Genomic DNA, 24,393 nt, shown 5'->3' with positions numbered 1-24,393 from the left:
CGCGATGGCGCTCCCGATCTTGCCGGAGGCGTCGCCGCCAAGGTCTTTCTGGGCATTGCCGGCGCGAGGGGAGCAACCACAACGGGCCTAAGGCTCTAATCCAAGAGGTAGTGCCCTGAAGCACCCACCGATTTCTCGACAGTGGCCCACGAGGCGCCTTTAGGGAGCCAAAGTAGATGTGTCAAGTCATAAGCCGGCTCCCATATAACCCCAGCGCCGTCGAAGTAGACAGAATATCCGTCGATTTCTCGCATTACCTCTTTACCAAGTTTTATTGTGTCTTCAAGATCTCCAAGTTCGCAAATGCGTCCAGATCGAATCGAGAAGTTCTTGCCTTGGCCTGCAAAAAAGCCCCATAACGACATTAATCTATCCTCGGCCACATAATACGAAGCTAGAGCGTTACTTCTCTTTGCTAACTCATAATATATATAGTCACAATTTTCTTCGACACTTAGAAAATGATCAAAGTACGAGACTCGACGACATGTAAAATCCGCATCGAAACTCGGAGTCGAATCCTCGTCGAATTTTATCAGTGGAATCAACGAAATTTTATTCATTATAATCACCTTATCATTTCGAAACGCGCACCATCTGATTGCCATCCCAGATCGCCGTACCTAGTCTATTTCCCTTCTTATCCAATATTTTCCATGCATTATTCGCGCGATGACCCGTCCTATCCGGCGAATAGTACGAACCATCCTTCGGATTATAAAAAACTGGATAATCTCCTGCCGCTTTTTTTACATTATCCGGACTAGTTTTAGACCAACCATTGGCGACTGCAATTTCCTTTGCCTGGGGGTTCGTAAGTACATCGTACTTTCCAGGGTCGCTGAAAATCGCCCCCAACCCCTCCACCGGCTCAACCGGATTGGGCAAGACACCGCCAACAACTCCGGAAAGCAGATCACCCGCCTCCTTCAACCGATCGACAGCATCGGCTATGGGTTGATACATCGGAAGCTTGTTGTTCGCCGCAGACTCGTCCGGGGTGCCCGTGAGCACGCGCTCCCCGCCACCGTCAATCGGCTTTCCTGGTGGAGATTTCTGCCCCTGACTGTCAGCCGGGGTCGGCGGAATACCCGGGTCCTTGGGGACATGCATCAGCCAATTGAACTGAGTACCCAGCCCCCCAACCGCCCCCGCAGCAGCGGCATCCTGCGTGGAACCACCCGCCGCCGCCCCGGCACCGGAGGCGATGATCGTGCCGGCGACGGGGGAGAGGGTGGTGTTTTGATCGCTGCGGCTGTTACACCGGCGCCTTGAAGCCCGATTCGCTAAGTGCTTCTGATTATGATTTCTTTATCGAAAATACCAACCACCCCAACATTTCCCGACGGGGACTTTCAGTATGATCCACCCGAACATATTCCACATGACACCGGCTGCATGATGCATTGATCCAGATAAAACGATAACCAGCAGAAAAAGCTTATCCGTTATCTGCATCGATTCTACCGCCGAAGATTTTTAGGTCATCCAGGGCATCCGATGCTGCCCCAGAAATTTTTGGGTCATTTGCGAACTGCTCAAGAATGTGCCTCATAATGTCAGTGTTCGCTGTGGGATTTGTCCGCACGACGTGTCCAATACAGGTGACGGCGAGATTCCTCAATGAACTTAATTGGCTTACATCATTGGCGACCCCGCACAGTCTCTCCAGAACCCACTTCCAGTCTTTCTCGAAGTGAGCAATGCTAAGGCAAGCATTCGCAACTGTCTCCGGCAAATTAGATCCCAATGCGAGGTCTACCTGGGACTTCGGAATTTCCATAATATCTTGATACTTCATCGTCATTTTACTTTTCCCTTCCGATTCACATAGCCTGCTCTAACCAAAGCATTCTGCATATCGACGCCAAGATCGTCCCATGCGCGGACGTGGCCATGGTAAACATTCCCCAACGTGCGATCGAATACCACAAATTCTCCGGTTTTCGAATCAAATCCTACACGTCGTGGCGATGTCCCTTTTACCCGTACAGATTTCTCGAGCGCGTCTTGTCCATTGACAGGACCGCGGCTCTTAATCGGGTTGTCAGTGGACCCGTGATACGGAGCCGCTTGATAGGCAAGATTCTTGGGAGTGGTTGATCCACCAATCCCCGCTGCCGCCCCAATCCCCACATCCGCCACCAGCCTGGCGACCTCTTGCGGGTCCATGGGCTCATCGCCTGCCAGCTTATTTGCATTGGCGATAGCGACGGTTCGCAATTGATTTAGGGTGGCATCGCCGAACCGTAGATCTGCGTACTCGGCCTTCTCTGCGTCTGACCAATTGCCAGGCCCTTTTTCCTGGAGTTCGGCCATTCTCTCGCCCTGGGCCTGTTGTTCCAATCGCAGGTCCCGCGCGAGCGTCAGACATTCTGACTGCGTCGAACAGTCCGTCACTTCCCGCTTGTTCTTCTTCCATTCGGCGGCGTATTCCGCGCGGACTTTGTCCCGGCAGGCTTTGTCCGCGCAGGCGGCCATGGCTTCGGCGCGATCCCGTTTTTGCGTATGGTTCAGGTAGTTATTCTCCGTCGCCACCTTCCCCACATTCGCCCCGGCCGCCGCGTCTCCAACCGTCCCGCCCGCAATTCCTCCCGCAGCCCCTCCCACGATTGCCCCGGCCAGTTGCACCAGCGCCTTGCGGTCCGACTCGCTGAGGTCTTTCTGGTCGAGCAGGGCCTGGCCGAACGCCTCCATGGCCAGTGAGGCGGCTGCGCCGCCAGCCGCGCCGGCGGTGAAATTGCCACCGATGGCTTCGGCCATCAGGCCGCCCACCAGCGCGTGGACGGCGGCCTTGGTCCCGGGGGAGCTGCCTACCAGCACATCGCCGACCTTGTTGTAAATCAAAGGCGCCGCCTGCTGCGCCACCTCGCTCTTGAGGCGGTTCAGTTCCTGCTGGTCCTTGACCTTCTGCTCGTCAAAGATCTTCTCGATGCTCTGGTTTGCGTTTTCGGTGTCGCGGTTCAGGTTGGCGAGGGTTTCGTCGGCGGTCTGGCCGGTCTTGGCCTGTTGGGCGGCATCGTCCGTGATCTTGACCGTGCCGGCGGCAATGGCGCTCTTCGTCTTGCCCGACGCGTCGCCGCCGAGGTCCTTCTGGGCGTTGCCGGCGGCAGTGGCCGCGAGGCTGCCGGCCACGCCCTGCAGCAGGTTGCTGTCGCCGCCCCACTTCACCTGGGCCGGGGCGACCGGGCCGACGTCGGGGGTGTCGGCCGGCACGCTCTTGCCGCCGCTGTAGCTGCCGACGAACGTCGACGAGCCGCTCGTGTACGACGCGTGGTTGTCGATATCGCTTGTGGTCAGCGTGCCGGTGACCAGGCGGTTCTTCTCCGGGTCCGCCGTGCTGGCGAGGATGCCGCCCTTGAGGTCGGTGTTGCCCTTGACCTCGATGTCGAAGCCGCCTTGGCCCGCGTAGATGCCGCTTTGTTCCCTGACCGAGCTGTAGGTGCTGTCGGTCTTGCCTTGCGTGTGGGTGCCGCTGGCATTGACGGTGGTGCCGACGCAGAACGGTGGCACGCAGATACTGGCCTGCATGCCCGATGACGTTTCGCGCGAGGTGAAGTCGTCGGTATCCGGGCGGCTCTCGATGTTGAAATCGCGGCCCACCGAGCCGCCGATGGTGTCGGCGATCAGTTGTGCGCCCCGGAGATTGGCGTCGCGGCCGCTCGTGACGGTCAGCTTGTCGGCGGCCGTCACGCTGGCATTGCGGTTCGTCACCGAGTTGCCCCGCGCGTTCCCCTGCTGCTGGCTCGCGGCCAGTTCGAGGGTGAAGCCGTTCTGGTCGCCGCCGATGCCGAAGCCCACGCCCACGCTGGCGTTGTTGCCGCTGCTGCGGCTGTCCAGGCTAGTGCGGTCCCGGGCGCTTTCCAGATCGATATCCCGAGCGGCGCTGAGGTCCACCGTCCTGCCGCTGATCTGGACGCCACGGCCGCTGATGGTGCCGTCGCTGGCAAAGCCGTCCGCGTCCTTGCCGCCCGATCCGGTCGCCACGATGGCCACGGCGTTGCCGGCCTTCACCGTCGTGCCCTGGAACGTGTTCGACTGGCTGCGCGATTCACTCGACTGGCTGCCGCCGCCCACGCTCGCCGTCACCTTGATCGCGGCGGTGGGGCTGGTGCCGCCGCTGGTTACCGCCTGAATGCCCTGCACGCCATTGGCCACGGCCAGGCCGGCCTGCACGCCGTACAGCGTCGCCACGCGGCCGTCCTTCTTCTCCTCCACCGCCCGCGCGGCGTTCTCGACGGCCTGCGCCGCCGTGACCGTATAGCCGGACAGCGCGAGCGTGGTGCCGTACTGACTCACGCGGTGGCGCTCGTTCAGGCTCGCCGCATCCTCGGCGGGGTCGAGCACGACGTTGCGGCCGATCATCGTCAGGTCGTTGCCGGCGGCGATGTCGGCGCCGCGCGCGGTGATGTCGTCCTTCGCCACCATCGTCACGTTGCCGGTCTGGCTGACCACCTGGCTGCGGATCGTGTTCTGCGTGGCCTGCGTGCCGTCCGCATGGCGCGATTCGCTGCGCATGCCCACCGTGCCCGCGTAGCCGGTGCCGCCCAGGTCGCCGATCTTGCGGCTGGCGCTGTCGCTGCGTTGTGACAGCGTGTCCTGGCCGGACAGGATGTCGATCTTGCCCTGGGCAGCCGACAGGCCGATGTCGCCCTCGGCTGCAAGGCCGCTGCCTGTCAGCGTGATGTCGCCAGTGCGTGCCTTGATGCCGACGGTATTGCCCGTCACCATGCTGGCGTTCTGCCGGCTGCTGGCAACCTCGCCGCTACTGCTGGCGCGCTCGGTGCCGAAAGGCACCATGCCCACGCCGCTGTTGTTCGGTCCGCCGCCGATATGCCGGGCCACGTCGCCGAGCGAGGGCGAGGCGCCACTGATCTTCCAGCCGCTGTTGCGGGCGCTGCTGCGCTCGCTGTAGGTGTCGGTCGAGGCTTGTATCGTCACGCCGCGCTCGGCGTCCAGCAGCGCAGCGCCGCCAGCGCTGATGGTGCTGCCCGAGGCGAGGATATTGCCGTCGAGCGCCTTGCCGGCAGCATCGGTCTCTCCGCTGCCGGTTGCGCGGACGCGAACGTTGCCGGCGCCCGTCAGGCTGCTGCCGCTACTGACCGTGGCGACGCTGGAGAACTCGCTGCTGCTGCGCTGGCTTCCGGCCGACACGGCGATCTGGGGCGTGGTCAGCGCCGAGGCGCCCAGTTCCTTGACGGTGCCAAGCGCGCGCGACACGGCGCTGCCGTCCTTGTGCACCGCGTCGAGGTTCTTGGAGGTGTCGAACGGCGTGCCCACCAATGCCACCGACAGGCCGCTCGACCTGCGGCTGGCGCTGGCATCTTGCGCGATACGATCCACGCCCTCGGCGACCATCACGTTCTTCGCCTGGATATCGATGTTGCCCGCCGCTGGATCGGCTTCGGCGGCATGGCGCCCAGCCACGAGATCGCTGCCGATGATCGCCGCGTCCTTGCCGGCCACGATCACCACGTTGCCGTTGCTGGCGCCGACCATGCTGCGCGCGTCGCTCTGGGTGACGGCCAGCGTATGGCTCGCGCTGCTGGCGCGGCTGCTGCCTACGCCCACGCCGATGCCGCCCTGCCCGGCGAAGCCGGACACGCCCGAGGTCTTGCGCGATTGCGACTGGCTTTCCTCGCGGATGTTCTGTCCGGCCGTGACGAGTACGTTGCGCTCGGTGGCACGGAGGGTCACGCCGGTGGTGCCGGCAATCTGGCTCTGGCGCACCAGCAGGTCGTCGCCGGCCTGGATCTTGACGGAATCGCCGGACAGCGTGCTGCCCACGCCGAGGTCGGCGCGGCTGCTCGTGCTGGCATTCTTCGACATGCGGCGCACGAAGCTGCCGCTGCGCGAGCTGACATCGAGGCTGCTGTCGTGCAACTCGCGCGCTTCGGCCACGGTGACGTTGCGGTCACCCACTACCGTCAGGGCGCCATCGCCCTTGCCATCGGCGCCGGCCGTGACCGTCGCACCGATCAGTTCGACGTTGCCCTTGCCGTCCGTGCGCTTGACGCCGCCGCCGTTGTCGCCGGCCTTCACGGCCGCCAGCGTGGCGTTGCCGCCCGCCGAAATCGATACACCCACCGTGGTCTGGTCGCGGCTGTGTTCTTCGCGCTGGTGCTTGCGGCTGCGGCCGACGCTGTCGTGCGTGCGCTCGTCGGTCACGGCCTGGGCGACGAAGTCACCGCCGGCGATCATCGTCAGGTCCGCCCCAGCCTGCACCTGGGCGCCACGCAGCGTGGTGTCGCCGCCGCTGCTCGTGGCAAGGCTGCCGCCTGACCGGAGGCTCGACACGGCGTGCCGCACCTCGCTGTCGGCGCTGTTCTGCCTCGGGCTCTCATAGACCGACTGCGCCGTCCGGCCGGCCAGCGCGTCGAGCGTCAACTGTCCGCCGGCCACCACCGTGCCGTTTCCGCCGGCTGCCAGCGTGGCGCCCGCCAGCCTGACATCGCGCCCGGCGGAGACCAGCAGGTCCCCGGTCGAGGTGATGCCAGCCTGCCTGCCGAACAGGCTCGCCGACGCCTTCGCGTTGCCCACCGCGTGCGTCACGCCTTGCTGGTCGAACAGCGTCTCGTTGCGCATGTCGCGGCCGGCCACGAGCCCGAGCTGGTCGGCCCGGATCTGGCCTGACTCGTTGACGATGTCGCGACCCGCCGTGATCGCCGCCACGCCCGCGCTGCGCAGCGTGCCGCCGCGGTTGTGCAGGTCCTGCGCGGCGCCGATCGACAGCCGGCTGCCGGCGTCGATCACGCCACTGTTGCGCATCGATCCCGACTCGCGCAGTTCGATATCCTCGGCGGCGATCAATGCCCCGTTGGGCTTCAGGTCCGCGGCGTTGGCTTGCGCCAGGTAGACACGCGGGACCATGACGCTCTGCTTGCCGCCATCGGGCAGCGTGACCGTCTCGGAGACCAGCCAGACAATGTCGGTGGTCAGCGCCGACATCTGCGCGGCGGTCAGCGCCATGCCGGGCAGGATGTTGAACTGCTGTGCTGCCTGCACGCCCGACGCCATCAATGCCGTGTACTGGTCCTCGGCATTGTCATGGCCGGCCAGGTACACGCGGCCGCTCAGTTCGGTAATCTGGTCGCGGATCAGCTTCTGCTCGTAGAAGCCGTCGCCAAGGCGCTTCTGCGTCAGCGATGGATCGATGCCGAGCAGACCCAGCATGTAGTCCGACGACAGGAAGTTGCCGTAGTTGGCGAAACGCGGGTCCGACTCGATCAGGTACGTGGCGTCGGGGTCGCTGCGATAGTGGAACAGCCCGTTCGACGGCAGCGTCAACGGGGTATTGGCCAGCGACGCCGTGCCGCCCGAGGCCCCGCCATCGATGCCCGGCAGGCCGGTGCTGCCCGTGCCGGCCAGCGGGTCCAGCTTGCCGACGTCCTCGTTGCGGATGCCGCCGCCGTATATCGTCAGCCTGTTTCCGGCGGTGATCGTGCCGCCGATCGAGCCGACTTCCTTCGGCGTTTCGATGATGCTTGGCTGCACCACCGGCCCCACGTCCTTGTCGATCTCCTTGTTCCAGGCGTAGGTCGAGACAATGTCATGGCGCGTGCGTTCGAACAGCGTGCGGCCCGTGTTGACGACCTTGGTGGAGCTGAACTGGCCGGAGGCGACATCGCCCGACTGTTCCATGTCGCCGATCAGCATGTCGCCGCCCGAGGCGATCTGGCTGTAGGCGTTCGTCAGCGTGCCGACGTTGGCCAGTATCATGCCCCCGCCGCTGATCAGGTTGGCGCCGCGCTGGTCGGGATTGGCGTCGCGCTCCGTAGTGGTGGTGGTCGTGGTGTCCCGGGCGATCTCCACCCGCTGCCAGTTCTTGCGCGCGTCGTTGCGCGTGGCGTACTCGCTGGCCGGGTCGTAGTGGATGTCGCGGTCGTAGCCGTCCCAGTAGTTCACGGCCAGCACGCCATCGGTGTCTGTCAGCGTGTTGTAGTCGATCCGGGTCGCCACGCCGTTGATGTTGACGACCAGCCGCTTCTTGCCGGTATCGTGCGAGACAATCTGCGCCGCGTCGAACGTGCCGTCGACAGGCGTCTTGTAGGGCCCGGCCCAGACCGCCCAAGTACATCCCATCTGCGGGTAGGCGTTGGACGTGGCGCAATGCACGTACTTTTCGCGCTTCCGCTCGTGCTTCGTCTCGGTGGTGGTGTCGCTCTCCACCACGGGCGCGGGGCGCTGATTGACCAGTTCCTGCGCGGCGATTTCCACCACGCCGCTGCTGCTGCCGGCCTCGATGGTGCTGCTGTCGTTGACCACCCGCGCGGCGCGGTGCTTCAGCAGGCTCCGCTCGTCGCGCTCGCCATCGGCGGCGATGTTGATATCGCCGAGGCTGTAGACCGTGGCGCCGTTGGTGTTGCTGACCAGCGCGCTGCCGTACAGGTTCAGCACGCCGGTAGCCGCCATCACGGCATGGGGGCCATCGTTGCCGATGCGCTCCGCCTGGCTGGTCAGCACATCGGCGAGCATGGTGCCGCTGTTCGCGAGCGTGGCGCTGGAGGTGGTCAGCGTATCGCCCTCGATCCGGCCCGCGTTGCTCAGCGCCCCCAACGTGGTCAGCGTGGTGGTGCCGGCGTGGATGACGGCGCCGGCCTGATTGTCGATGCGAGCGGCGTCGAGCTGCAAGCCCCGTACCGCTTCCAGCCGCGCCTGGTTCGTGAACGCCCCGTGCGCCTTGATTGTCAGGTCCCGCTCTGCCCTCAGCACGTTGCCGGCGGCATTGACATAGGCGCCGCCAAGCGTCAGTGCGAGATCACGGCCGGCATGGATCGTGCCGGCGCCCGTGAGCCGGCCGGTTTCGAGCGCGATATCGGCGTCCGCGAGGACTTTGCCGCCCGCGTTGCTCAGGCTGCCTGCACGCAGCACCGCACTGGTGCCGGCCGCCAGGCTGCCGCCATCGTTACTGACGGCCGCGTCCTGCGCGTCAAGCGCCAGGCCGGTGCCGGCGTAGGTCTTGCCGCCGGCATTGTCGAAGGACTCGCCCGCCGCGATGGCGAGCGCACCGCCCGATACCAGTTGCCCCCCGGCGGTGTTGTCAATCCGATCCGCCCGGATGCTGGCATCGCCATTGCCGCCCAGCATGGCCTCGCCCGTGTTGTCGATCGTCGCGGCCGCCACCCGCGTGCTGCCCGTGCCGGTGTTGATGATCCGGCCGTTGGCATTGGCGAGTTTGCCGCCGGCTTCCACGTCCAGCGAGCCGGTTGCCTCCAGCGTGCCGCCCGAGTTGTTGATGTCGCCTGATGCCTTCGCGTCGATCGTGGCCGCCGCAACCTGGGCGCCGCGCGTGTCGATCGATCCGCGCGCTTCGGCCTCCAGCCTGCCCGCTGCGTACACGCGCGCGCCGGCCAACCCCACGCCGCCGCTGCGCGCCGTCAGGGCGATATCGGCCCCGGCCTGGGTCCGGCTGCCGCCGAGCTGGATGCGGGCCGCATCGATCTCCACGCGTTGGCCGGCGAGGTTGTCGCCAGTCGCCGTGGCGACGCTCCCCGCCTTCAGGCGCAGGCTGCCGGACTGGCTGGCCTTGCCGTTCGCGTCGATGCCTGCCGCAAGCGTGCCCGTCGAGTGCAGCGTCTGCCCAGTCAGGGCGAGATCGCCGCCGGCAATCAACGTGCCGGTGTTATCGACCGAGGCGTCACTGGCCAGCGTCATCGTGCCGCCAGCGGCCGTCGAGCCACGGTTATCGATACCCTGCGCGCCGCGCACCGCGAGCGCGCCGGTGGCCGAAGTGGTTCCGCCAAGCACCACGCGCCCGGCGCTGTCGATCGAGAAATCGCCGGCCTGCGCCGCCAGTGTGCCCGCGTTGCGCACGCCGACGCCACCCTCAGTGCCCACCAGTCGGATACGGTTGGCGTACATGCCCCCGAGGCTGGCCACGTCAATACCCACGGTGGGCCGCGCCCCCTCTCCTTCGATCACCTGCACGCCAAGGCCCGGGTAGTCCACGCGGTTCGCTCCGGAGACCACATTGGCGCTGTCGGCCCAGAGCTTGCCATTCAGCGTGACCGAGCGCGCCACGAGGTCCACCTGCTCCAGGCCCGAGCCGTTGAAGCCTGTCCCTTCCACCTGGATGCCGCCGCGGGTGACCCGGAAGGCGGCCAGGCTGCCATCGCCCCCGAATACCGGTGCGCCCGTGGTCAGCGTGGCCCGATTGGCGTTGATGAAGCCCCCGCCGTTCACTGAGATGCCATTGCCGTTCGAGATCACCACATCGGCACGCTGGCCCGCCACTTCCACGAAACCGTTGAGCCGGGACGGACTGCCGCCAGTTACCTCGTTCAGGATGATCCGGGCCGGGCCGCTCGTGCCAAGGTTGGCGTTGCCGGGCACATGGCCGCCGAGTTGGGTCTGGCTGATGGCGGCGCCGTTGTTGAGGATCGCGCCCCGGCCATCGACCGAGAACTGCTGGTACTGGTTGTGCGACACCCCGGCGCCCGAAGGCCGGTTGATGTTGACCAGGGGCACGCCGTTCGGTGCCGTGGTCACGCCCGGCCCCCGCCCGGCGGGGTCGGCCACGATCTGGGCCGCCGCCCCGTGCACCACGCCGAGCAGCAGCAGTGCGCTCCAGGCGATGGCACGCAGCGTCGCGAGCACGGGCGAGGCCGGCGCGGCACGCGCTCCAGACTGGCCCCCGGCGGACTTGCCGCGCGATGCCGCGCACTCGGCAACAGCCACGAGCATGCCGCGCGTCTTGTTGAAAACCAGGCGATAGCGATTGCTGTTCATGATCGACGATTCGGGCGCGCAACGGGCCGCGTTCAGTACTGATAGGAGACAGAGAAGCCACCGGTTGGCTTGCGGGTCGGGAAGGTGTCGGGCTGGTAGAGCGGCCAGCCGAGAAAGGCGTCGAAGTACAGGCCCCGGAACGGGCTGCCGCGCAGGCCCACGGCGGTGCCGGCCAGCGTGCGGCCAGCCAGCCATGCAGCGCTGGGACCGCCCACGGTGCCCGCGTCGAGCGCCAGGTAGGCGGTGTAGCCGCTGCCGCCGAGCGGCACTTCGAGGTCGTTGCGCCAGTAGGCACCGCGCTCGGCGGCCAGCGTCAGGTCACCGTCGAAGCCGCGCACGGTCCAGCGGTTGCCGATCGACAGGAACTCGCTGGAGAACGTGGCTTGCCCGGTGTACTGGCCATGAACCGTGGTGACGTAGCGCAGCGGCAGACGGCGCGAATCGCCCACGGGCAGGCTGAGCGGCACGGCCAGCGTGGCATCGAGCACCGCCACGCGATAGAGGAACCTGTTGCGCAGGCCTGGCGCGTCGGGTTCCAGCGTGCGGACCTGCGTCTGGCCGCCAAACCACGGCACGCCAAAGCGGTAGGCCAGTTGCAGATCGAGCTGGGCCGGGCCCAATTGCCGCCGATGCAGCCACGCCAGCTCGGCGAACGTGGTGTTGCGCTGCTGGTTCAGGATCTCGGTATCGGCGATGAACGCGTGGCTCCACCGCCTGCCCAGCCGGAACTGCAGCGTGTTCTTCTGGAACTGGTCGCGCTGCAGCAGGTACTGGGCCTTCAGCTCGGCGGATCTGGAATCGCCGCTCGACTCGAACGTCTCGTTGTGGCCGGCGATGCGCTGGAAGTACTGATAGGTGCTGGCGCTGGCGCCGATGGTCCAGTTGCCCCAGGGCACCGAGTAGCTGGCATTGGCGCCCCAGGTGCCGCGACCGCCCTGGCCAGTGTTGGCATCGTGGCTGCCGCCGAGGTTGAACAGGTCGTTCAGCCCCAGCAGGTTGTCGATGCCCACCGAGGCGTTGGCTTGCAGCTTGCCGGTGCCCGGGCTGCCGCTGTCGTCGAGTCCGGCCACCAGCTTCCACGGTTTCTGCCGTCTCACCGTGATCACGACATCGGATTCGCCGGGCAGCTCGGCGGGCACGATCTGCATTTCCACGTCCTGGCTCGGCACGCGTTTCATCTGTTCGAGACCTTGTTCGAGGTCGCGGATGTCGAGCAGGTCGCCCGGGCGCGCCGGGAAGGCCGTGCGCCACGTGCCACGCGTAGCCGCGTCGGCGAAGCGGATCTGCCGGATCACGCCGGGTATCAGCGTGAGGCGCAGCGTGCCGGAAGCCAGGTTCTGTGCCGGTACGGCCACGCGCGTCGTGGTGTAGCCACGCCCGAGAATTTGGGCGCCGAGCCGGCGGACGATGGTGTTGATGCCTTCGCGGCCGATGCACTGGCCCGCGAAGCGGTCGAGGTAGTCTTGTGCGAAGCGGAAAGGGTCCATCGGCAAAGCGCTGGCGCCTAGGCGTTGGGTCTCAGGCGACATCTGTGCCGGTACTTCGAGCAGCAACGTGGCGATGTCGAAACACGCTGACTCCGCGGGAAGGTCTGCCGAGAACGCGTCCGAAGGGCGGGCGCCGCTTTCCAGCGCCACGGTGGGCGCCTGAACCTGACGGGCACGCTCGCTGGCGTCCTCGACACTGCGCTCCCGCTGCAACTGCTGGCTCTGCTCGCGCTGCATCCGGCGCACCGCATCCGCGACGTCGGGCGGCACCTGCGCCAGCGCCAGTCCGCCCCACCACACGCCCGCCGCTGGAATGGCGCGGCTCAACCAATAAACCGAACTTCGACCCATGCTGCGATTTTTTATGCCAAGTAGGAAACTGGCCGACCCTCGCGCCGGCAGATGTCACACGCGCGGAGAAGCGTGGCGTGCAGGCTCCGGAAACTAGCAGCGGACTGTCCTGGCAAAAATCGCAGAAACACGAAAATTTGCGATGTTGGAACAAAAAAGAAAAGGTCCGCATGGAAGCGGACCTTTTCGGGTGATGCGGTGGCGGCGGGTGTCGCCGGGTAGGGCCTTACTGGCTTGAGTTGATACACCTCAAGCCCCGGCCATGTGCCGGGGCTTTTTTATTGGATCAAGACCGGGCGTGGCGGGCCGGCGTATGGTGGTCGGGCGTCCCCCATCCACCACATGGAGGTACCAGCCATGCCACGATTCTCCAGATGGATCCTTGTCGCCGGCGCCGTGCTGGCGTCCGCCGCCGCACAGGCGCAGTACGCGGGGCCGGGCGCTGTCTCTACCACCACCACGGTCAAGGACCTGCTGGCGCAGGGCCGTGACGACCAGCAGGTGTTGCTGCAGGGGCGGATCGTCCGGCACCTGGGCGGCGAGGACTACGAGTTTGCCGATGCCACCGGCAAGATGCGTGTCGAGATCGACCACCAGTTGCTGTCCGGACACCATCCGGCGATTGACGACAAGCGCGAGGTCAGGCTGACCGGCGAATTCGAGCGTAAGGTCATCGGGCAGCCGCACGTGGAGGTCGACCGGCTCGAAGTCGTGCGTTAGCCGGCGTTGATGTGGATTATGCGATACTTTCGCCGGCGTTGGGCCCGCTGGCGACCCGATGCAGATGTTGCCCCGGCGATATTCGCAGGGTGCTTAAATCGGATCTTAAAAAGTCTCAATTGTCTTTAAGGGGGCGCGGGCCTAGAGTGCCAATGAGGCAGTTTCCTCCACCTGCAGAACGCTCCCCGTATCTGTCAGGCCATTTGAAAGCGCGGCGTGATGCCGCGCTTTTTTTTTATGCCCATTACGGCCCACGGCGCCGCGCCGGGCCGCGCCGGCCTTTGAAATCGGGCCATCGTCCCCATCTCCCCATCCCCAAAGCCGGCCGCCGCATATGGTTATGCGGCCGGAGCCAGCAGGGTGATAGCCGTTCCCTTACAATCGGGGCGGACAATAAAGCTGATTCCTTAGGATGGATATGGTCCCGCACCTCATCACCGCGCTGAACGGTCCGCTGCTCGAGCTGGAAAAGAAGATCCTGGACGCCACCCCGTCCATCGAGCGCTGGTTCAGGCTGGAATGGCAGGAACATACCCCGCCGTTCTATTGTTCCGTCGACCTGCGCAATGCCGGCTTCAAGCTGGCGCCCGTCGACACGAACCTGTTCCCGGGCGGTTTCAACAATCTCGCCCCCGAAATGCTGCCGCTGGCCGTGCAGGCCGCCATGGCCGCGATCGAGAAGATCTGCCCGGACGCCAAGAACCTGCTGCTGATTCCCGAGCGCCACACCCGCAACATGTTCTACCTGCAGAACGTGGCGCGGCTGTCGCTGATCATGCGCCAGGCCGGGCTCAACGTGCGGCTGGGGTCGCTGTCCGAGGAAATCACCGAGCCTACCCCGATCGAACTGCCCGACGGCCAGACGCTGGTCGTGGAGCCGCTGGCGCGGCTGGGCTCCAAGGGCCGCCGCCTGGGGCTCAAGGATTTCGACCCGTGCTCGATCCTGCTGAACAACGACCTGTCGGCCGGCATCCCGCCGGTGCTGGAGAACATCCAGGAGCAGTACCTGCTGCCGCCGCTGCACGCGGGCTGGTCCACGCGCCGCAAGAGCAGCCACTTTGCGGCCTATGACGAGGTGGCCAAGAAGTTCGCCAAGCTGATCGACATCGACCCGTGGATGGTGAACCCGTACTTCGCGCGCCAGTCGGGCGTGAACTTCCACGAGCGGATTGGCGAGGAAGAACTGGCCGATGCCGTGGAAGGCGTGCTGAAGAAGATCGCCAAGAAGTACCGCGAGTACGGCATCAAGGAAACGCCGTACGTGGTGGTCAAGGCCGATGCGGGCACCTACGGCATGGGCATCATGACCGTGCGCGACCCGGCCGAGGTCAAGGGCCTGAACCGCAAGGAACGCAACAAGATGAGCGTCGTCAAGGAGGGCCTGGAGGTCTCCGACGTCATCATCCAGGAAGGCGTGCACACGTTTGAGAAGGTCAACGAGGCCGTGGCCGAGCCCGTGGTCTACATGATCGACCGCTACGTGGTGGGCGGCTTCTACCGCGTGCACACCGGCCGTGGCAACGACGAGAACCTGAACGCGCCGGGCATGCATTTTGTGCCGCTGGCCTTTGCGCCGAACGGTATTCCGGACAGCCATGCCAAGCCGGGCGCGGCCGTGCCGAACCGCTTCTACATGTATGGCGTGGTGGCGCGGCTGGCGCTGCTGGCGGCGTCGCTGGAACTCGAGAAGACCGACCCGAACCCGATCCTCTGATCCCCGGGCGCCGGCCCGCCGGTCATGCCCGCACACGGCCCGGCACGCCCGGGCCGGTCCTTTTCACCTGACGCCGAACGCGACGAGCCATCATGCGCATTCTCTTCATCACCGATCCGCTGGAAACCTTCAAGACCTACAAGGATTCCACCTACGCCATGATGACCGAGGCGGCGGCGCGCGGGCACGAGCTGTTCTTCTGCCTGCAGTCGCAGCTTTCGCTGGCCGCCGACGTGGTGGAAGCCGTGGTCCGGCCGCTGGAACTGCTCGACGACGCGCACGACTGGTTCCGCCTGGGCGAGGCCGCCGTGCTGCCGCTGGCCACGTTCGACGCGGTGCTGATGCGCAAGGACCCGCCGTTCGACATGGAATACGTGACCAGCACCTGGCTGCTGGAACTGGCCGAGCGCCAGGGCGCGCGCGTGTTCAACCGGCCGCAGGCCATCCGCGACCATTCCGAGAAGCTGGCGATCGGCCAGTATCCGCAGTTCGTCACGCCGACGCTGGTCACGCGCGACGCCGGCCGTATCCGGGCCTTCCACGCCGAGCACCAGGACATCATCGTCAAGCCGCTGGACGGCATGGGCGGGATGGGCATCTTCCGCGTGGGCGCCGACGGCATGAACCTGGGGGCCATCGTCGAGACGCTGGGCAACAACGGCGCCCGCACGCTGATGGTCCAGCGCTACATCCCGGCGATCAAGGAAGGCGACAAGCGCATCCTGCTGATTGGCGGCAAGCCCGTGCCGTACTCGCTGGCGCGCATCCCGCAGGGCAGCGAGATCCGCGGCAACCTGGCGGCGGGCGGCATTGGCCGCGCCCAGGAGCTGAGCGCGCGTGACCGCGAGATCGCCGAAGCGCTGGCGCCGGGCCTGTGGAAGCAGGGCCTGCTGCTGGTGGGGCTGGACGTGATCGGCGACTACCTGACCGAGGTAAATGTGACGAGTCCGACCTGTTTTCAGGAAATCACGCAGCAGACGGGCTTCAACGTCGGCGCGATGTTCATCGACGCGCTCGAAGAGGCGGTGGCCAGCGAGCGGCGCTGACATCGGCCGGACCGGTGCCGCCATGATGCGACGGCACCACAGTCCGGCGGGCGTACCAAATCGCGGGGAGGGCCGGGGGGCTGCCTGCTACAATCCGAGGCAATCCAACGGATTCACCATCATGGCAGGAATTCTGATCATCGCGCATGCGCCGCTGGCTTCGGCGCTGCGCGATTGCGCTGCCCACGTCTACTGTGGCCAGCCGCCCCGGGTCGAGGCAATCGACGTCGTGGCCGATGCCGATCCGGCTGCCGTGCTGGCCGACGCGCAGCGCAGCCTGGCAGCGGTCTGCGAGGAAAACGGTGCCCTGGTGCTGACCGATATCTTTGGCGCAACGCCCGCCAACATCGCCGCCCGCCTGGCCGAACCCGGCCGCGTGAAAGTGCTGGCTGGCGTGAACCTTCCCATGCTTGTGCGCGCCATCTGCTACCGGGCCGAAAAGCTCGACCAGCTTGCCACCAAGGCGCTGGCCGGCGGCGCGCAGGGCGTGCTGCAGATTGGCACCACCACCGTCCAGAACCAAACCGCAAACCATCCCGATAAATATGCTGCAGAGGGACACCACCATCATCAATAAGCTCGGGCTCCATGCCCGCGCGTCCGCCAAGCTCACGCAACTGGCGGGCAGTTTCGACAGCCAGGTCAAGATGTCCCGCAACGGGCGCCAGGTCGACGCCAAGAGCATCATGGGCGTGATGATGCTGGCCGCCGGCATTGGCTCGACGGTCACGATCGAGACCGACGGCCCCGACGAGCAGGAAGCGATGGACGCGCTGCTGGCGCTGATCGCCAACCGCTTTGGCGAAGGCGAGTGAGGCCCGGCGCCCTTAACAGAATTCCTCAACGTTCCTGACGGAGCGGGTCATGCCCTTTGCCTTGCACGGCATTCCGGTTTCTCGTGGGGTCGCCATCGGGCGGGCCCATATCCTCGCGCCGGCGGCGCTGGACGTATCGCACTACCTGGTCGACGAAGACCGGCTCGATGCCGAGGTAGAGCGATTGCGCGCGGCGCGCGCGGCCGTGCGGGCGGAACTGGCGGTCCTGAAGCGCGACCTGCCGCGCGACGCGCCCGAGGAAATGGGCGCGTTCCTGGACGTCCACACGATGATCCTGGACGACGAGGCGTTGTCGCGCGAGCCCGAGACGCTGATCCTGCAGCGCCGCTACAACGCGGAGTGGGCACTGACCACGCGGCTTGAGGAACTGATGCGCCAGTTCGACGAGATCGAGGACGAATACCTGCGCGAGCGCAAGGCCGATATCCAGCAGGTGGTGGAGCGCATCCTGAAGGTGCTGGCTGGCGCGCCGGTGCTGGCGCCGGCCCCGGTGCCCGCGCTGGCGCCCGACGGCGAGGCGGCGCCCGGCGTGATCGTGGTGGCCCACGACATCGGCCCGGCCGACATGCTCCAGTTCAAGCACACGATGTTCCACGGGTTCGTGACCGACCTGGGCGGGCGCACGTCGCACACGGCCATCGTCGCGCGCAGCCTGGACATCCCGGCGGCCGTGGGCGTCAAGAGCGCCAGCGAGCTGATCCGGCAGGACGACTGGATCATCATCGACGGCGACGCGGGGCTGGTGATCGTCGACCCGTCGGCCATCATCCTGGAGGAATACCGGCACCGCCAGAGCGAGCGGGCGCTGGAAAAGAAGCGGCTGCAACGGCTGCGGCACATGCCGGCGGTGACGCTGGACGGGCTGGAGATCGAACTGCTTGCCAATATCGAACTGGCCGAGGACGCCGGCGCGGCGCTGTCGGCCGGCGCGGTGGGCGTGGGTTTGTTCCGCTCGGAATTCCTGTTCATGAACCGGCGCAGCGAGATGCCGGACGAGGAGGAGCAGTTCCTGGCCTACCGCAACGCCGTGGAGGCCATGCACGGCCTGCCCGTGACGATCCGGACCATCGACGTGGGCGCCGACAAGCCGCTGGACGGCCTGGCCGACGAATTCGAGACCGCGCTGAACCCGGCGCTGGGGCTGCGGGCAATCCGCTGGTCGCTGTCCGAGCCGGCCATGTTCCTGACCCAGCTGCGCGCGCTGCTGCGGGCGTCGGCCTTCGGCCCGGTGCGGCTGCTGATCCCGATGCTGGCCCACGCCAGCGAGATCGACCAGACGCTGGACCTGATCGCCCAGGCCAAGCGCCAGCTGGACGCGCGCGGCCAGCCGTACGATCCGGGCATCAAGATCGGCGCGATGATCGAGATCCCGGCGGCCGTGCTGCTGCTGCCGCTGTTCCTGAAGCGGATGGATTTCCTGTCCATTGGCACCAATGACCTGATCCAGTACACGCTGGCCATCGACCGTGCCGACAACGCGGTGGCGCACCTGTACGACCCGCTGCACCCGGCCGTGCTGCAACTGATCGCCCGGACGATCCGCGACGCCAACCACGCGGGCGTGCCGGTGGCGGTGTGCGGGGAAATGGCGGGCGACCCGGCCATGACCCGGCTGCTGCTGGGCATGGGGCTGCGCGAGTTCTCGATGCACCCGGCCCAGCTGCTGCGCGTGAAGCAGGAGGTCATCCACGCCGATTGCGGGCGCCTGAGCAAGGTGGTCGACCAGATCCTGGCCTGCTACGAGCCCGACGAACTGGCGGTGGCCCTGAAGCAGTTGCAGGGCTGACGCGGCGCCGCAACAACCCTGCACCGGCGAGGGGTATTGGGCGGCTGAATCGGCGTCGAAAACGGCACTTTTCTCCCGAAAAGTGGCGCTGAAAATCCTTGCAGGATGCTTGGCCGTGGCACGCGTGCAGAGGCCGGCGCATCGCGTTTAATGGGAATTGTTATCATTTTCGATCTCTGTTATTCTGCCTTCCATCGCGTACGGCATGCCGGTGCCGACGCAGCCCCCAGGAGGTAGTTGTGTACGTCTGCATCTGCAATCAGGTTACCGACCATGAGATCCATGGTGCCGCTCATCTTGGCGTGACCACGCTGGACGAGCTGGCCGAGACGCTGGGCGTCGGGACCTGCTGCGGCCGCTGCCGCGACTGCGCGAGCCAGGTGCTATGCGAAGGCGTGGCCGCCGTGCAGACGATGAAGGCCTCCAAGCTGTCGACCATCCAGGTCGTCGAGATTCCGGCCTGTTCGCCGGCTGCGTCACATGCCATAATGGAGGCTCGTGACCCGGCAGTCGCGAACGATCAACGCACCGCGCTGGTGGCGTGATCCGTTAAGCAGAATCTCACCGAACAACGCGTGAATTGAGAAGCGCGCCCCCGGACTGGCTCCGCGGCGCGTTTTGTCATTTCGCGCGCTTGTCTATTTGCTGAGTCGCCTCTCGTACGCCGGGTCCATCGTTGTCTGCAACCGGAGCCCCCTATGAAAGGTGACAAGAAAGTCATCCAGCACCTGAACGCCCAGCTCAAGAACGAGCTGACCGCGATCAACCAGTATTTCCTCCACGCACGCATGTACCGCCACTGGGGCCTGAAGAAACTCGGTGACGTCGAGTACAAGGAATCGATCGGCGAGATGAAGCACGCCGACCGCCTGATCGACCGCATCCTGATGCTGGACGGCCTGCCGAACCTGCAGGACCTGCACAAGCTGCTGCTGGGCGAAGACACGCCCGAAATGCTCAAGTGCGACCTGAAGCTGGAGCAAACCGCCCATGCCACGGTCAAGGAAGGCATTGCGTACTGCGAATCGGTCGGCGACTACGTCAGCCGCGAAATCCTGGTCGATATCCTGACGGACACCGAAGAGCATATCGAGTACCTGGAAACGCAACTGGACCTGATCGACAAGGTCGGCCTGCAGAACTACCTGCAGTCGCAGATGGAGCCGGGCGAGCAGTAAGCCGCCGGCGGGGCCCGGCCGCTGCCGCCACAGGCAGGCGCGGCCCGGTCAGGTGCGTGGCGCGGCATGGCGCCACGCCCGGGTGCGGACCAGGTGAATAACCGTTCTCATTCGGATTCTTGTCTTCATCCAGACCGATCGCGGACTGGAAACAAAAAAAGGCGACCACGCGGGGAGGGGGCTCCACCGCCTGGTCGCCTTGTTTTTTTGGCGCGAAGGCGCCGCGGCTCAGTGCCGTCCGCCGCAGACCTCGCAGCCGGGCGTGCGCGCCAGGCGCATCGTCGTCCATTCCATCGTCATCGCATTGACCATCAGCAGCCGCCCGGCCAGCGTCTGGCCCACGCCGGTCAGCAGCTTGAGCGCCTCGGCGGCCTGCACCGTGCCGACCATGCCGACCAGCGGCGCAAATACGCCCATCGTCGCGCACGCGGCTTCGGGGGCTGGCTCGGACGGCGGGAACAGGCAGCCGTAGCACGGCGCCTCGGGGTCGCGCAGGTCGTAGACGCTGACCTGGCCGTCAAACCGCAGCGCCGCGCCCGATACCAGCGGCTTGCGGTGCTTCAGGCAGGCCCGGTTCACCGCCTGGCGCGTGGCGAAGTTGTCGCAGCAGTCCAGCACGACGGTGGCGTCCGCCACCAGGGCGTCCAGTTCAGCATCGCCCACGCGCCGGGCCACCGTCTGCACGGCGATGTCGGGATTGATCCGCAGCAGCCCTTCGCGGGCCGATTCCACCTTGGGGCGGCCGACGTTGGCCGTGGTGTGCAGGATCTGGCGCTGCAGGTTGGTCAGGTCCACCGCGTCGTCATCGACGATGGTGATGCGGCCCACGCCGGCCGACGCCAGGTAGGGCAGCGCGGCCGCGCCCAGCCCACCCGCGCCGATGACCAGCGCATGGCCGGCCAGCAGGCGCTCCTGGCCTTCGATCCCCAGTTCGTCCAGCAGGATATGGCGCGAGTAGCGCAGCAGCTGATCGTCGTTCATGGCTCGGCTTCCAGCAAAAACGGCCCGGCGGTGCAATACCGCGGGCCGCAGGATGGTGGCGTGCCGCGCGCCGGGGCGCGCGGCCTGACGCCGTTACTTCTGGCCGGTGGGCGTGCCCAGGGGCTGGCCGATCGGCGCGCTCGCGGGCGGCTGGCTGGCCGGCGCGGGCTTGGACGGCGCCGGAGCGGGCTTGGCGGCCGGCTTGGCCGCGGGCTTGCCGGCCTTTTCTTCCTTGGTGTCCGGCTTGCCGGCGGTGCCGGTGGCTTCCAGGCGCGACTTCGAACGCTGCACCGGCTTGCCGTCGAGCTGGGCGATGGCCTGCTGGAGCATGAAGTCGTCGGCCGAACCGAATTCCACCGGCTTCTTCTTGCGATCCTTCTCACGCTCTTCCGGCGTCTTCTTGGAGTTTTCTTCCTCCAGGCGGCGTAGTTCATCCACGCGGCGGCGCTCGCGCTCGTTCATTTCCGGCTCTTCCGATTCCTGCTTGTTATGCAGGTGGCGCTCGGTGTCGATCTCGCGCGTGATCAGTGCGTCATCCGGATCGCCTTCGGGATTCTGGTCGACCGGGATGTCCGGGCGGATGCCCTTGGCCTGGATCGACTTGCCCGACGGCGTGTAGTAGTACGCGATGGTCAGCTTGATGCCGGTGTCGTTGGTCAGTGGGCGCACGGTCTGTACCGAACCCTTGCCGAACGTGGTCTTGCCCATGATCAGCGCGCGCTTGTGGTCCTGCAGCGCGCCGGCCACGATCTCGGACGCCGACGCCGAGTAGGCGTTGGTCAGCACGATCATCGGCATCTTCTTGAACTGCGGCGGCAGGTCCTTGAGCGGATCGTCCTCCAGCGACGACAGGCGGTAGTTGTTGAACGTCGCCTTGTAGACGCGCTTGGCGTCGGGCACCTGGCCGTTGGTCGACACCACGGTGGCGTCGTCCGGCAGGAACGCCGCCGCCACGCCCACGGCGCCCTGCAGCACGCCGCCGCCGTTGTTGCGCAGGTCCAGGATGATGCCCTTCAGGTTCGGGTTCTTCTCCGCCATGTCCTTCAGGCGGCGGCCCAGGTCGGCAACGGTGCGCTCCTGGAAGCTCGTCAGGCGCACCCAGCCGATGGTGTTGTTGTCGAGCATCTTGGTCTTGACCGACTGCACGCGGATCTCGGCGCGCGTGATCGAGACCGGGAACGTGCGTTCCTCGCTCTTGCGGTAGATCGTCAGCGTGACCTTGGTGCCCGGTTCGCCGCGCATGCGCTTGACCGCCTGCTCCAGCGGCAGGCCGCGCACGGGTTTGTCGTCGATCCGGGTGATCAGGTCGCCGGGCTGGATGCCGGCGCGGAAGGCGGGGGTGTCCTCGATCGGGTTGATGACCTTGACCAGGCCCTCTTCCTGCGAGATCTCGATGCCCAGGCCGGCAAAGCGGCCGCGGGTGCCTTCCTGCAGTTCCTTGAAGTCCTTCTCGTCCAGGTAGGCCGAGTGCGGGTCCAGGCTGGCGACCATGCCCTTGATGGCCTCGGTCAGCAGCTTCTTGTCGTCCACCGGCTCCACGTACTCGCGCTTGATCTGCCCGAAGATATCGGACATCAGCCGCAACTGGTCCAGCGGCAGCGGCCCGGAGCTGTTCTGCGCGGTCGCGGAGATCTGCAGCGTGGCCAGCACGCCGGCTACGACACCGACTGAGACAAGGCTAATGTTCTTGAGCGTCTTACGCATGAGGGCTGCCTGAACTTTTGTGGGTGGTGCGAAAGGATAAACCCGGGCCGCACGGGCGGTGTCCGGCGCGGATTGACCGACAGTATAAGAGGGTGCGCGGAAAAAGACCTGCGGGCCACCCGGCCTGGGTGGGGGCGGCCACACATGGCCGGGCCGCGCCTACCCGGGGGCCGGGCGGGGCGGCACGGCCGCGCACGGTGCCTCAGCGGGCCTTGCCCTGGTTGGCCACGGCGGCCAGCGACGCGGCGATGGCGTCCTGGTCGCCCAGGTAGTAATGGCGCAGCGGGCGCAGGTCGGCGTCCAGCTCGTAGACGAGCGGGGTGCCATTGGGGATGTTGAGGCCGACGATATCGTCATCCGAGATCTGGTCCAGGTACTTCACCAGCGCGCGGATGCTGTTGCCATGGGCGGCAATCACCACGCGCTTCCCGGCTTTGATGTCGGGAGCGATCGATTCGTTCCACAGCGGCAGCACGCGGGCCACCGTGTCTTTCAGGCATTCGGTCAGCGGCAGCTGCTCGCGCGGCACATTGGCGTAGCGCGGATCGTTGTACGACGCGCGCTCGTCGGTGGGCTCCAGCGCCGGGGGCGGGGTGTCGTAGCTGCGGCGCCACACCAGCACTTGGTCGTCGCCGTACTTCTTCGCCGTCTCGGCCTTGTTCAGGCCGGCCAGCGCGCCGTAGTGGCGCTCGTTCAGGCGCCATTCGTTGCGCACCGGAATCCACATCAGGTCCATTTCGTCCTGCACATGCCAGAGCGTGCGGATGGCGCGCTTGAGCACCGACGTGTAGGCCACGTCGAAGGTGAAGCCGGCCTCCTTGAGCAGCTGGCCGCCCTGGCGGGCCTGGGCCACGCCGGTGTCGGTCAGGTCGACGTCGACCCAGCCCGTGAAGCGGTTTTCGAGGTTCCACGTCGATTCGCCGTGGCGGATGAGAACGAGCTTGTACATGCTGCTGCTTCCAGGGTAGTGAGTAAGCTGCGGCGCGCGGCGCCGGCGTCACGCCGGGCGTGGCAGGCGCCGCCCGAAATAATCGGCGCTGGCGCGAAACCGCGTATTTTATAATGCCGCCGACCCAACCCAACGGAATGCCAACGTGAATTTCTTCGCCGATTACAACAACCTGGCCCTGATCGCGATCGCCGTGGTCTCGGGCGGCCTGCTGGCCTGGCCGCAGATCAAGGCCGGTACGGGCGGCAAGCGCGTCAACACGGCTGCGGCCACGCAGCTCATCAACCGGCGCAACGCCGTGGTCGTCGACGTGCGCGACGCGGCCGAGTTCGCCAAGGGCCACCTGCCGCAGGCAAAGAGCGCGCCGCTGGCCGACATTGCCGGCCGCGCCCCCGGCCTTGCAAAGGACAAGGCGACCCCCATCATCGTCGTCTGCCAGACCGGCCAGCGCTCGGGCAAGGCCCAAGCAGCGCTCAAGGAAGCCGGTTACAGTGAGGTCTACGCGCTGGAAGGCGGCATGGCTGCCTGGCAGCAGGCCGGCCTGCCGGTCATCAAGTAACAGCCCCATTCAACATGCAGCGCGCGGCGCGGCACTGCCCTGGGCGGTGCCGCGCCGCGGCTTTTTGCAGTCAAGGAGATTCCGCATGGCCCGCGTCGTCATGTACAGCACGGTAGTGTGTCCCTATTGCCAGATGGCCGAGCGCCTGCTCAAGCAGCGCGGCGTCGAGACGATCGAGAAGATCCTGATCGACCGCGAGCCCGGCAAGCGCGAGGAAATGATGACCCGTACGGGTCGTCGCACCGTGCCGCAGATCTATATCGACGACACCCACGTGGGCGGCTTCGACGACCTCTCGGCGCTGGACCGCCAGGGCGGCCTGGTGCCGCTGCTGGCCGCCTGAGGCGCCACCGG

At 66.1% G+C, this 24,393-nt stretch carries 17 protein-coding genes; 10 read left to right on the top strand and 7 right to left on the bottom strand.

Going from position 1 to position 24,393, the window contains the following annotated elements:
- Positions 1 to 576: 576 nt before the first annotated feature.
- From EHF44_RS04195 to EHF44_RS04180, 4 genes are all read right to left on the bottom strand, one after another.
- Positions 577 to 1,113, bottom strand: a complete 537-nt coding sequence (locus EHF44_RS04195) for a toxin C-terminal domain-containing protein (protein ID WP_124682586.1) — start codon at positions 1,111 to 1,113, stop codon at positions 577 to 579.
- A 328-nt stretch (positions 1,114 to 1,441) separates the two neighbouring features.
- The gene (locus tag EHF44_RS04190) at positions 1,442 to 1,807 is read right to left on the bottom strand and encodes a hypothetical protein (protein WP_124682585.1); all 366 of its coding nucleotides are present in this window, start codon (positions 1,805 to 1,807) and stop codon (positions 1,442 to 1,444) included.
- Positions 1,804 to 10,728, bottom strand: a complete 8,925-nt coding sequence (locus tag EHF44_RS04185) for a hemagglutinin repeat-containing protein (RefSeq protein ID WP_124682584.1) — start codon at positions 10,726 to 10,728, stop codon at positions 1,804 to 1,806. Before EHF44_RS04185 ends, EHF44_RS04190 begins: the two co-directional genes overlap by 4 nt.
- Positions 10,729 to 10,760: 32 nt before the next feature.
- Entirely contained in the window at positions 10,761 to 12,542 is a 1,782-nt protein-coding gene (locus EHF44_RS04180) for a ShlB/FhaC/HecB family hemolysin secretion/activation protein (RefSeq protein ID WP_253699971.1), read from the bottom strand.
- A 381-nt stretch (positions 12,543 to 12,923) separates the two neighbouring features.
- Here EHF44_RS04180 and EHF44_RS04175 point away from each other — a divergent pair, with 381 nt between their 5' ends.
- The 8 genes from EHF44_RS04175 to bfr all read left to right on the top strand — a co-directional run bounded on the left by EHF44_RS04175 (position 12,924) and on the right by bfr (position 19,846).
- On the top strand, positions 12,924 to 13,286 hold the full coding sequence (locus tag EHF44_RS04175; protein ID WP_124682582.1) for a NirD/YgiW/YdeI family stress tolerance protein: 363 nt from the start codon (positions 12,924 to 12,926) through the stop codon (positions 13,284 to 13,286).
- Positions 13,287 to 13,704: 418 nt separating this feature from the next.
- Positions 13,705 to 15,000, top strand: a complete 1,296-nt coding sequence (gene gshA, locus EHF44_RS04170; protein ID WP_124682581.1) for a glutamate--cysteine ligase — start codon at positions 13,705 to 13,707, stop codon at positions 14,998 to 15,000.
- A gap of 92 nt (positions 15,001 to 15,092) precedes the next feature.
- Positions 15,093 to 16,046, top strand: coding sequence for a glutathione synthase (gshB, locus tag EHF44_RS04165; RefSeq protein ID WP_124682580.1), 954 nt, complete (start codon positions 15,093 to 15,095; stop codon positions 16,044 to 16,046).
- A gap of 121 nt (positions 16,047 to 16,167) precedes the next feature.
- Complete coding sequence (locus tag EHF44_RS04160) at positions 16,168 to 16,623, top strand: PTS sugar transporter subunit IIA (RefSeq protein ID WP_124684986.1); 456 nt, start codon at positions 16,168 to 16,170, stop codon at positions 16,621 to 16,623.
- Positions 16,592 to 16,861, top strand: coding sequence for an HPr family phosphocarrier protein (locus EHF44_RS04155; protein WP_124682579.1), 270 nt, complete (start codon positions 16,592 to 16,594; stop codon positions 16,859 to 16,861). The genes EHF44_RS04160 and EHF44_RS04155 overlap by 32 nt, the downstream gene beginning before the upstream one ends.
- A 49-nt stretch (positions 16,862 to 16,910) precedes the next feature.
- The gene (gene ptsP / locus EHF44_RS04150; RefSeq protein WP_124682578.1) at positions 16,911 to 18,668 is read left to right on the top strand and encodes a phosphoenolpyruvate--protein phosphotransferase; all 1,758 of its coding nucleotides are present in this window, start codon (positions 16,911 to 16,913) and stop codon (positions 18,666 to 18,668) included.
- A 239-nt stretch (positions 18,669 to 18,907) separates the two neighbouring features.
- Positions 18,908 to 19,213 carry a (2Fe-2S)-binding protein gene (locus tag EHF44_RS04145; protein WP_124682577.1) on the top strand — a complete coding sequence of 102 codons (306 nt, stop codon included), beginning with the start codon at positions 18,908 to 18,910 and terminating at the stop codon, positions 19,211 to 19,213.
- A gap of 153 nt (positions 19,214 to 19,366) precedes the next feature.
- The gene (gene bfr / locus EHF44_RS04140) at positions 19,367 to 19,846 is read left to right on the top strand and encodes a bacterioferritin (protein ID WP_011296489.1); all 480 of its coding nucleotides are present in this window, start codon (positions 19,367 to 19,369) and stop codon (positions 19,844 to 19,846) included.
- 228 nt (positions 19,847 to 20,074) lie between these two features.
- On the opposite strand, the gene EHF44_RS04135 is transcribed toward bfr, so the two are convergent.
- The 3 genes from EHF44_RS04135 to gpmA form a co-directional block, all read right to left on the bottom strand.
- Positions 20,075 to 20,827 (bottom strand): HesA/MoeB/ThiF family protein, encoded by a 753-nt coding sequence (locus tag EHF44_RS04135; RefSeq protein WP_124682576.1) that lies wholly within the window; start codon positions 20,825 to 20,827, stop codon positions 20,075 to 20,077.
- Positions 20,828 to 20,920: 93 nt separating this feature from the next.
- Positions 20,921 to 22,531 (bottom strand): S41 family peptidase, encoded by a 1,611-nt coding sequence (locus tag EHF44_RS04130; RefSeq protein ID WP_124682575.1) that lies wholly within the window; start codon positions 22,529 to 22,531, stop codon positions 20,921 to 20,923.
- Positions 22,532 to 22,733: 202 nt separating this feature from the next.
- Complete coding sequence (gpmA, locus tag EHF44_RS04125; protein WP_124682574.1) at positions 22,734 to 23,480, bottom strand: 2,3-diphosphoglycerate-dependent phosphoglycerate mutase; 747 nt, start codon at positions 23,478 to 23,480, stop codon at positions 22,734 to 22,736.
- Between the two features lie 145 nt (positions 23,481 to 23,625).
- Between gpmA and EHF44_RS04120 the strand changes: the two genes are divergently transcribed.
- Both EHF44_RS04120 and grxC read left to right on the top strand, forming a co-directional pair.
- On the top strand, positions 23,626 to 24,039 hold the full coding sequence (locus EHF44_RS04120) for a rhodanese-like domain-containing protein (protein ID WP_124682573.1): 414 nt from the start codon (positions 23,626 to 23,628) through the stop codon (positions 24,037 to 24,039).
- Positions 24,040 to 24,124: 85 nt separating this feature from the next.
- The gene (gene grxC / locus EHF44_RS04115) at positions 24,125 to 24,382 is read left to right on the top strand and encodes a glutaredoxin 3 (protein WP_124682572.1); all 258 of its coding nucleotides are present in this window, start codon (positions 24,125 to 24,127) and stop codon (positions 24,380 to 24,382) included.
- Positions 24,383 to 24,393: the final 11 nt, after the last annotated feature.

This window comes from Cupriavidus pauculus (genome assembly GCF_003854935.1).
Classification (GTDB): domain Bacteria; phylum Pseudomonadota; class Gammaproteobacteria; order Burkholderiales; family Burkholderiaceae; genus Cupriavidus; species Cupriavidus pauculus_C.
Note: the sequence above shows the minus strand (reverse complement) of the source record. Positions and strands in the feature narration are given on the sequence as shown.

Bases quoted from the DNA above. Each gene is read 5' to 3' on its own strand.
- EHF44_RS04185 (WP_124682584.1), bottom strand. From the start codon at position 10,728: ATGAACAGCAATCGCTATCGCCTGGTTTTCAACAAGACGCGCGGCATG.
- EHF44_RS04130 (WP_124682575.1), bottom strand. From the start codon at position 22,531: ATGCGTAAGACGCTCAAGAACATTAGCCTTGTCTCAGTCGGTGTCGTA.
- bfr (WP_011296489.1), top strand. From the start codon at position 19,367: ATGAAAGGTGACAAGAAAGTCATCCAGCACCTGAACGCCCAGCTCAAG.
- gpmA (WP_124682574.1), bottom strand. From the start codon at position 23,480: ATGTACAAGCTCGTTCTCATCCGCCACGGCGAATCGACGTGGAACCTC.
- EHF44_RS04160 (WP_124684986.1), top strand. From the start codon at position 16,168: ATGGCAGGAATTCTGATCATCGCGCATGCGCCGCTGGCTTCGGCGCTG.
- EHF44_RS04175 (WP_124682582.1), top strand. From the start codon at position 12,924: ATGCCACGATTCTCCAGATGGATCCTTGTCGCCGGCGCCGTGCTGGCG.
- EHF44_RS04155 (WP_124682579.1), top strand. From the start codon at position 16,592: ATGCTGCAGAGGGACACCACCATCATCAATAAGCTCGGGCTCCATGCC.
- EHF44_RS04190 (WP_124682585.1), bottom strand. From the start codon at position 1,807: ATGACGATGAAGTATCAAGATATTATGGAAATTCCGAAGTCCCAGGTA.
- EHF44_RS04135 (WP_124682576.1), bottom strand. From the start codon at position 20,827: ATGAACGACGATCAGCTGCTGCGCTACTCGCGCCATATCCTGCTGGAC.
- gshB (WP_124682580.1), top strand. From the start codon at position 15,093: ATGCGCATTCTCTTCATCACCGATCCGCTGGAAACCTTCAAGACCTAC.
- EHF44_RS04195 (WP_124682586.1), bottom strand. From the start codon at position 1,113: ATGCATGTCCCCAAGGACCCGGGTATTCCGCCGACCCCGGCTGACAGT.
- grxC (WP_124682572.1), top strand. From the start codon at position 24,125: ATGGCCCGCGTCGTCATGTACAGCACGGTAGTGTGTCCCTATTGCCAG.
- gshA (WP_124682581.1), top strand. From the start codon at position 13,705: ATGGTCCCGCACCTCATCACCGCGCTGAACGGTCCGCTGCTCGAGCTG.
- ptsP (WP_124682578.1), top strand. From the start codon at position 16,911: ATGCCCTTTGCCTTGCACGGCATTCCGGTTTCTCGTGGGGTCGCCATC.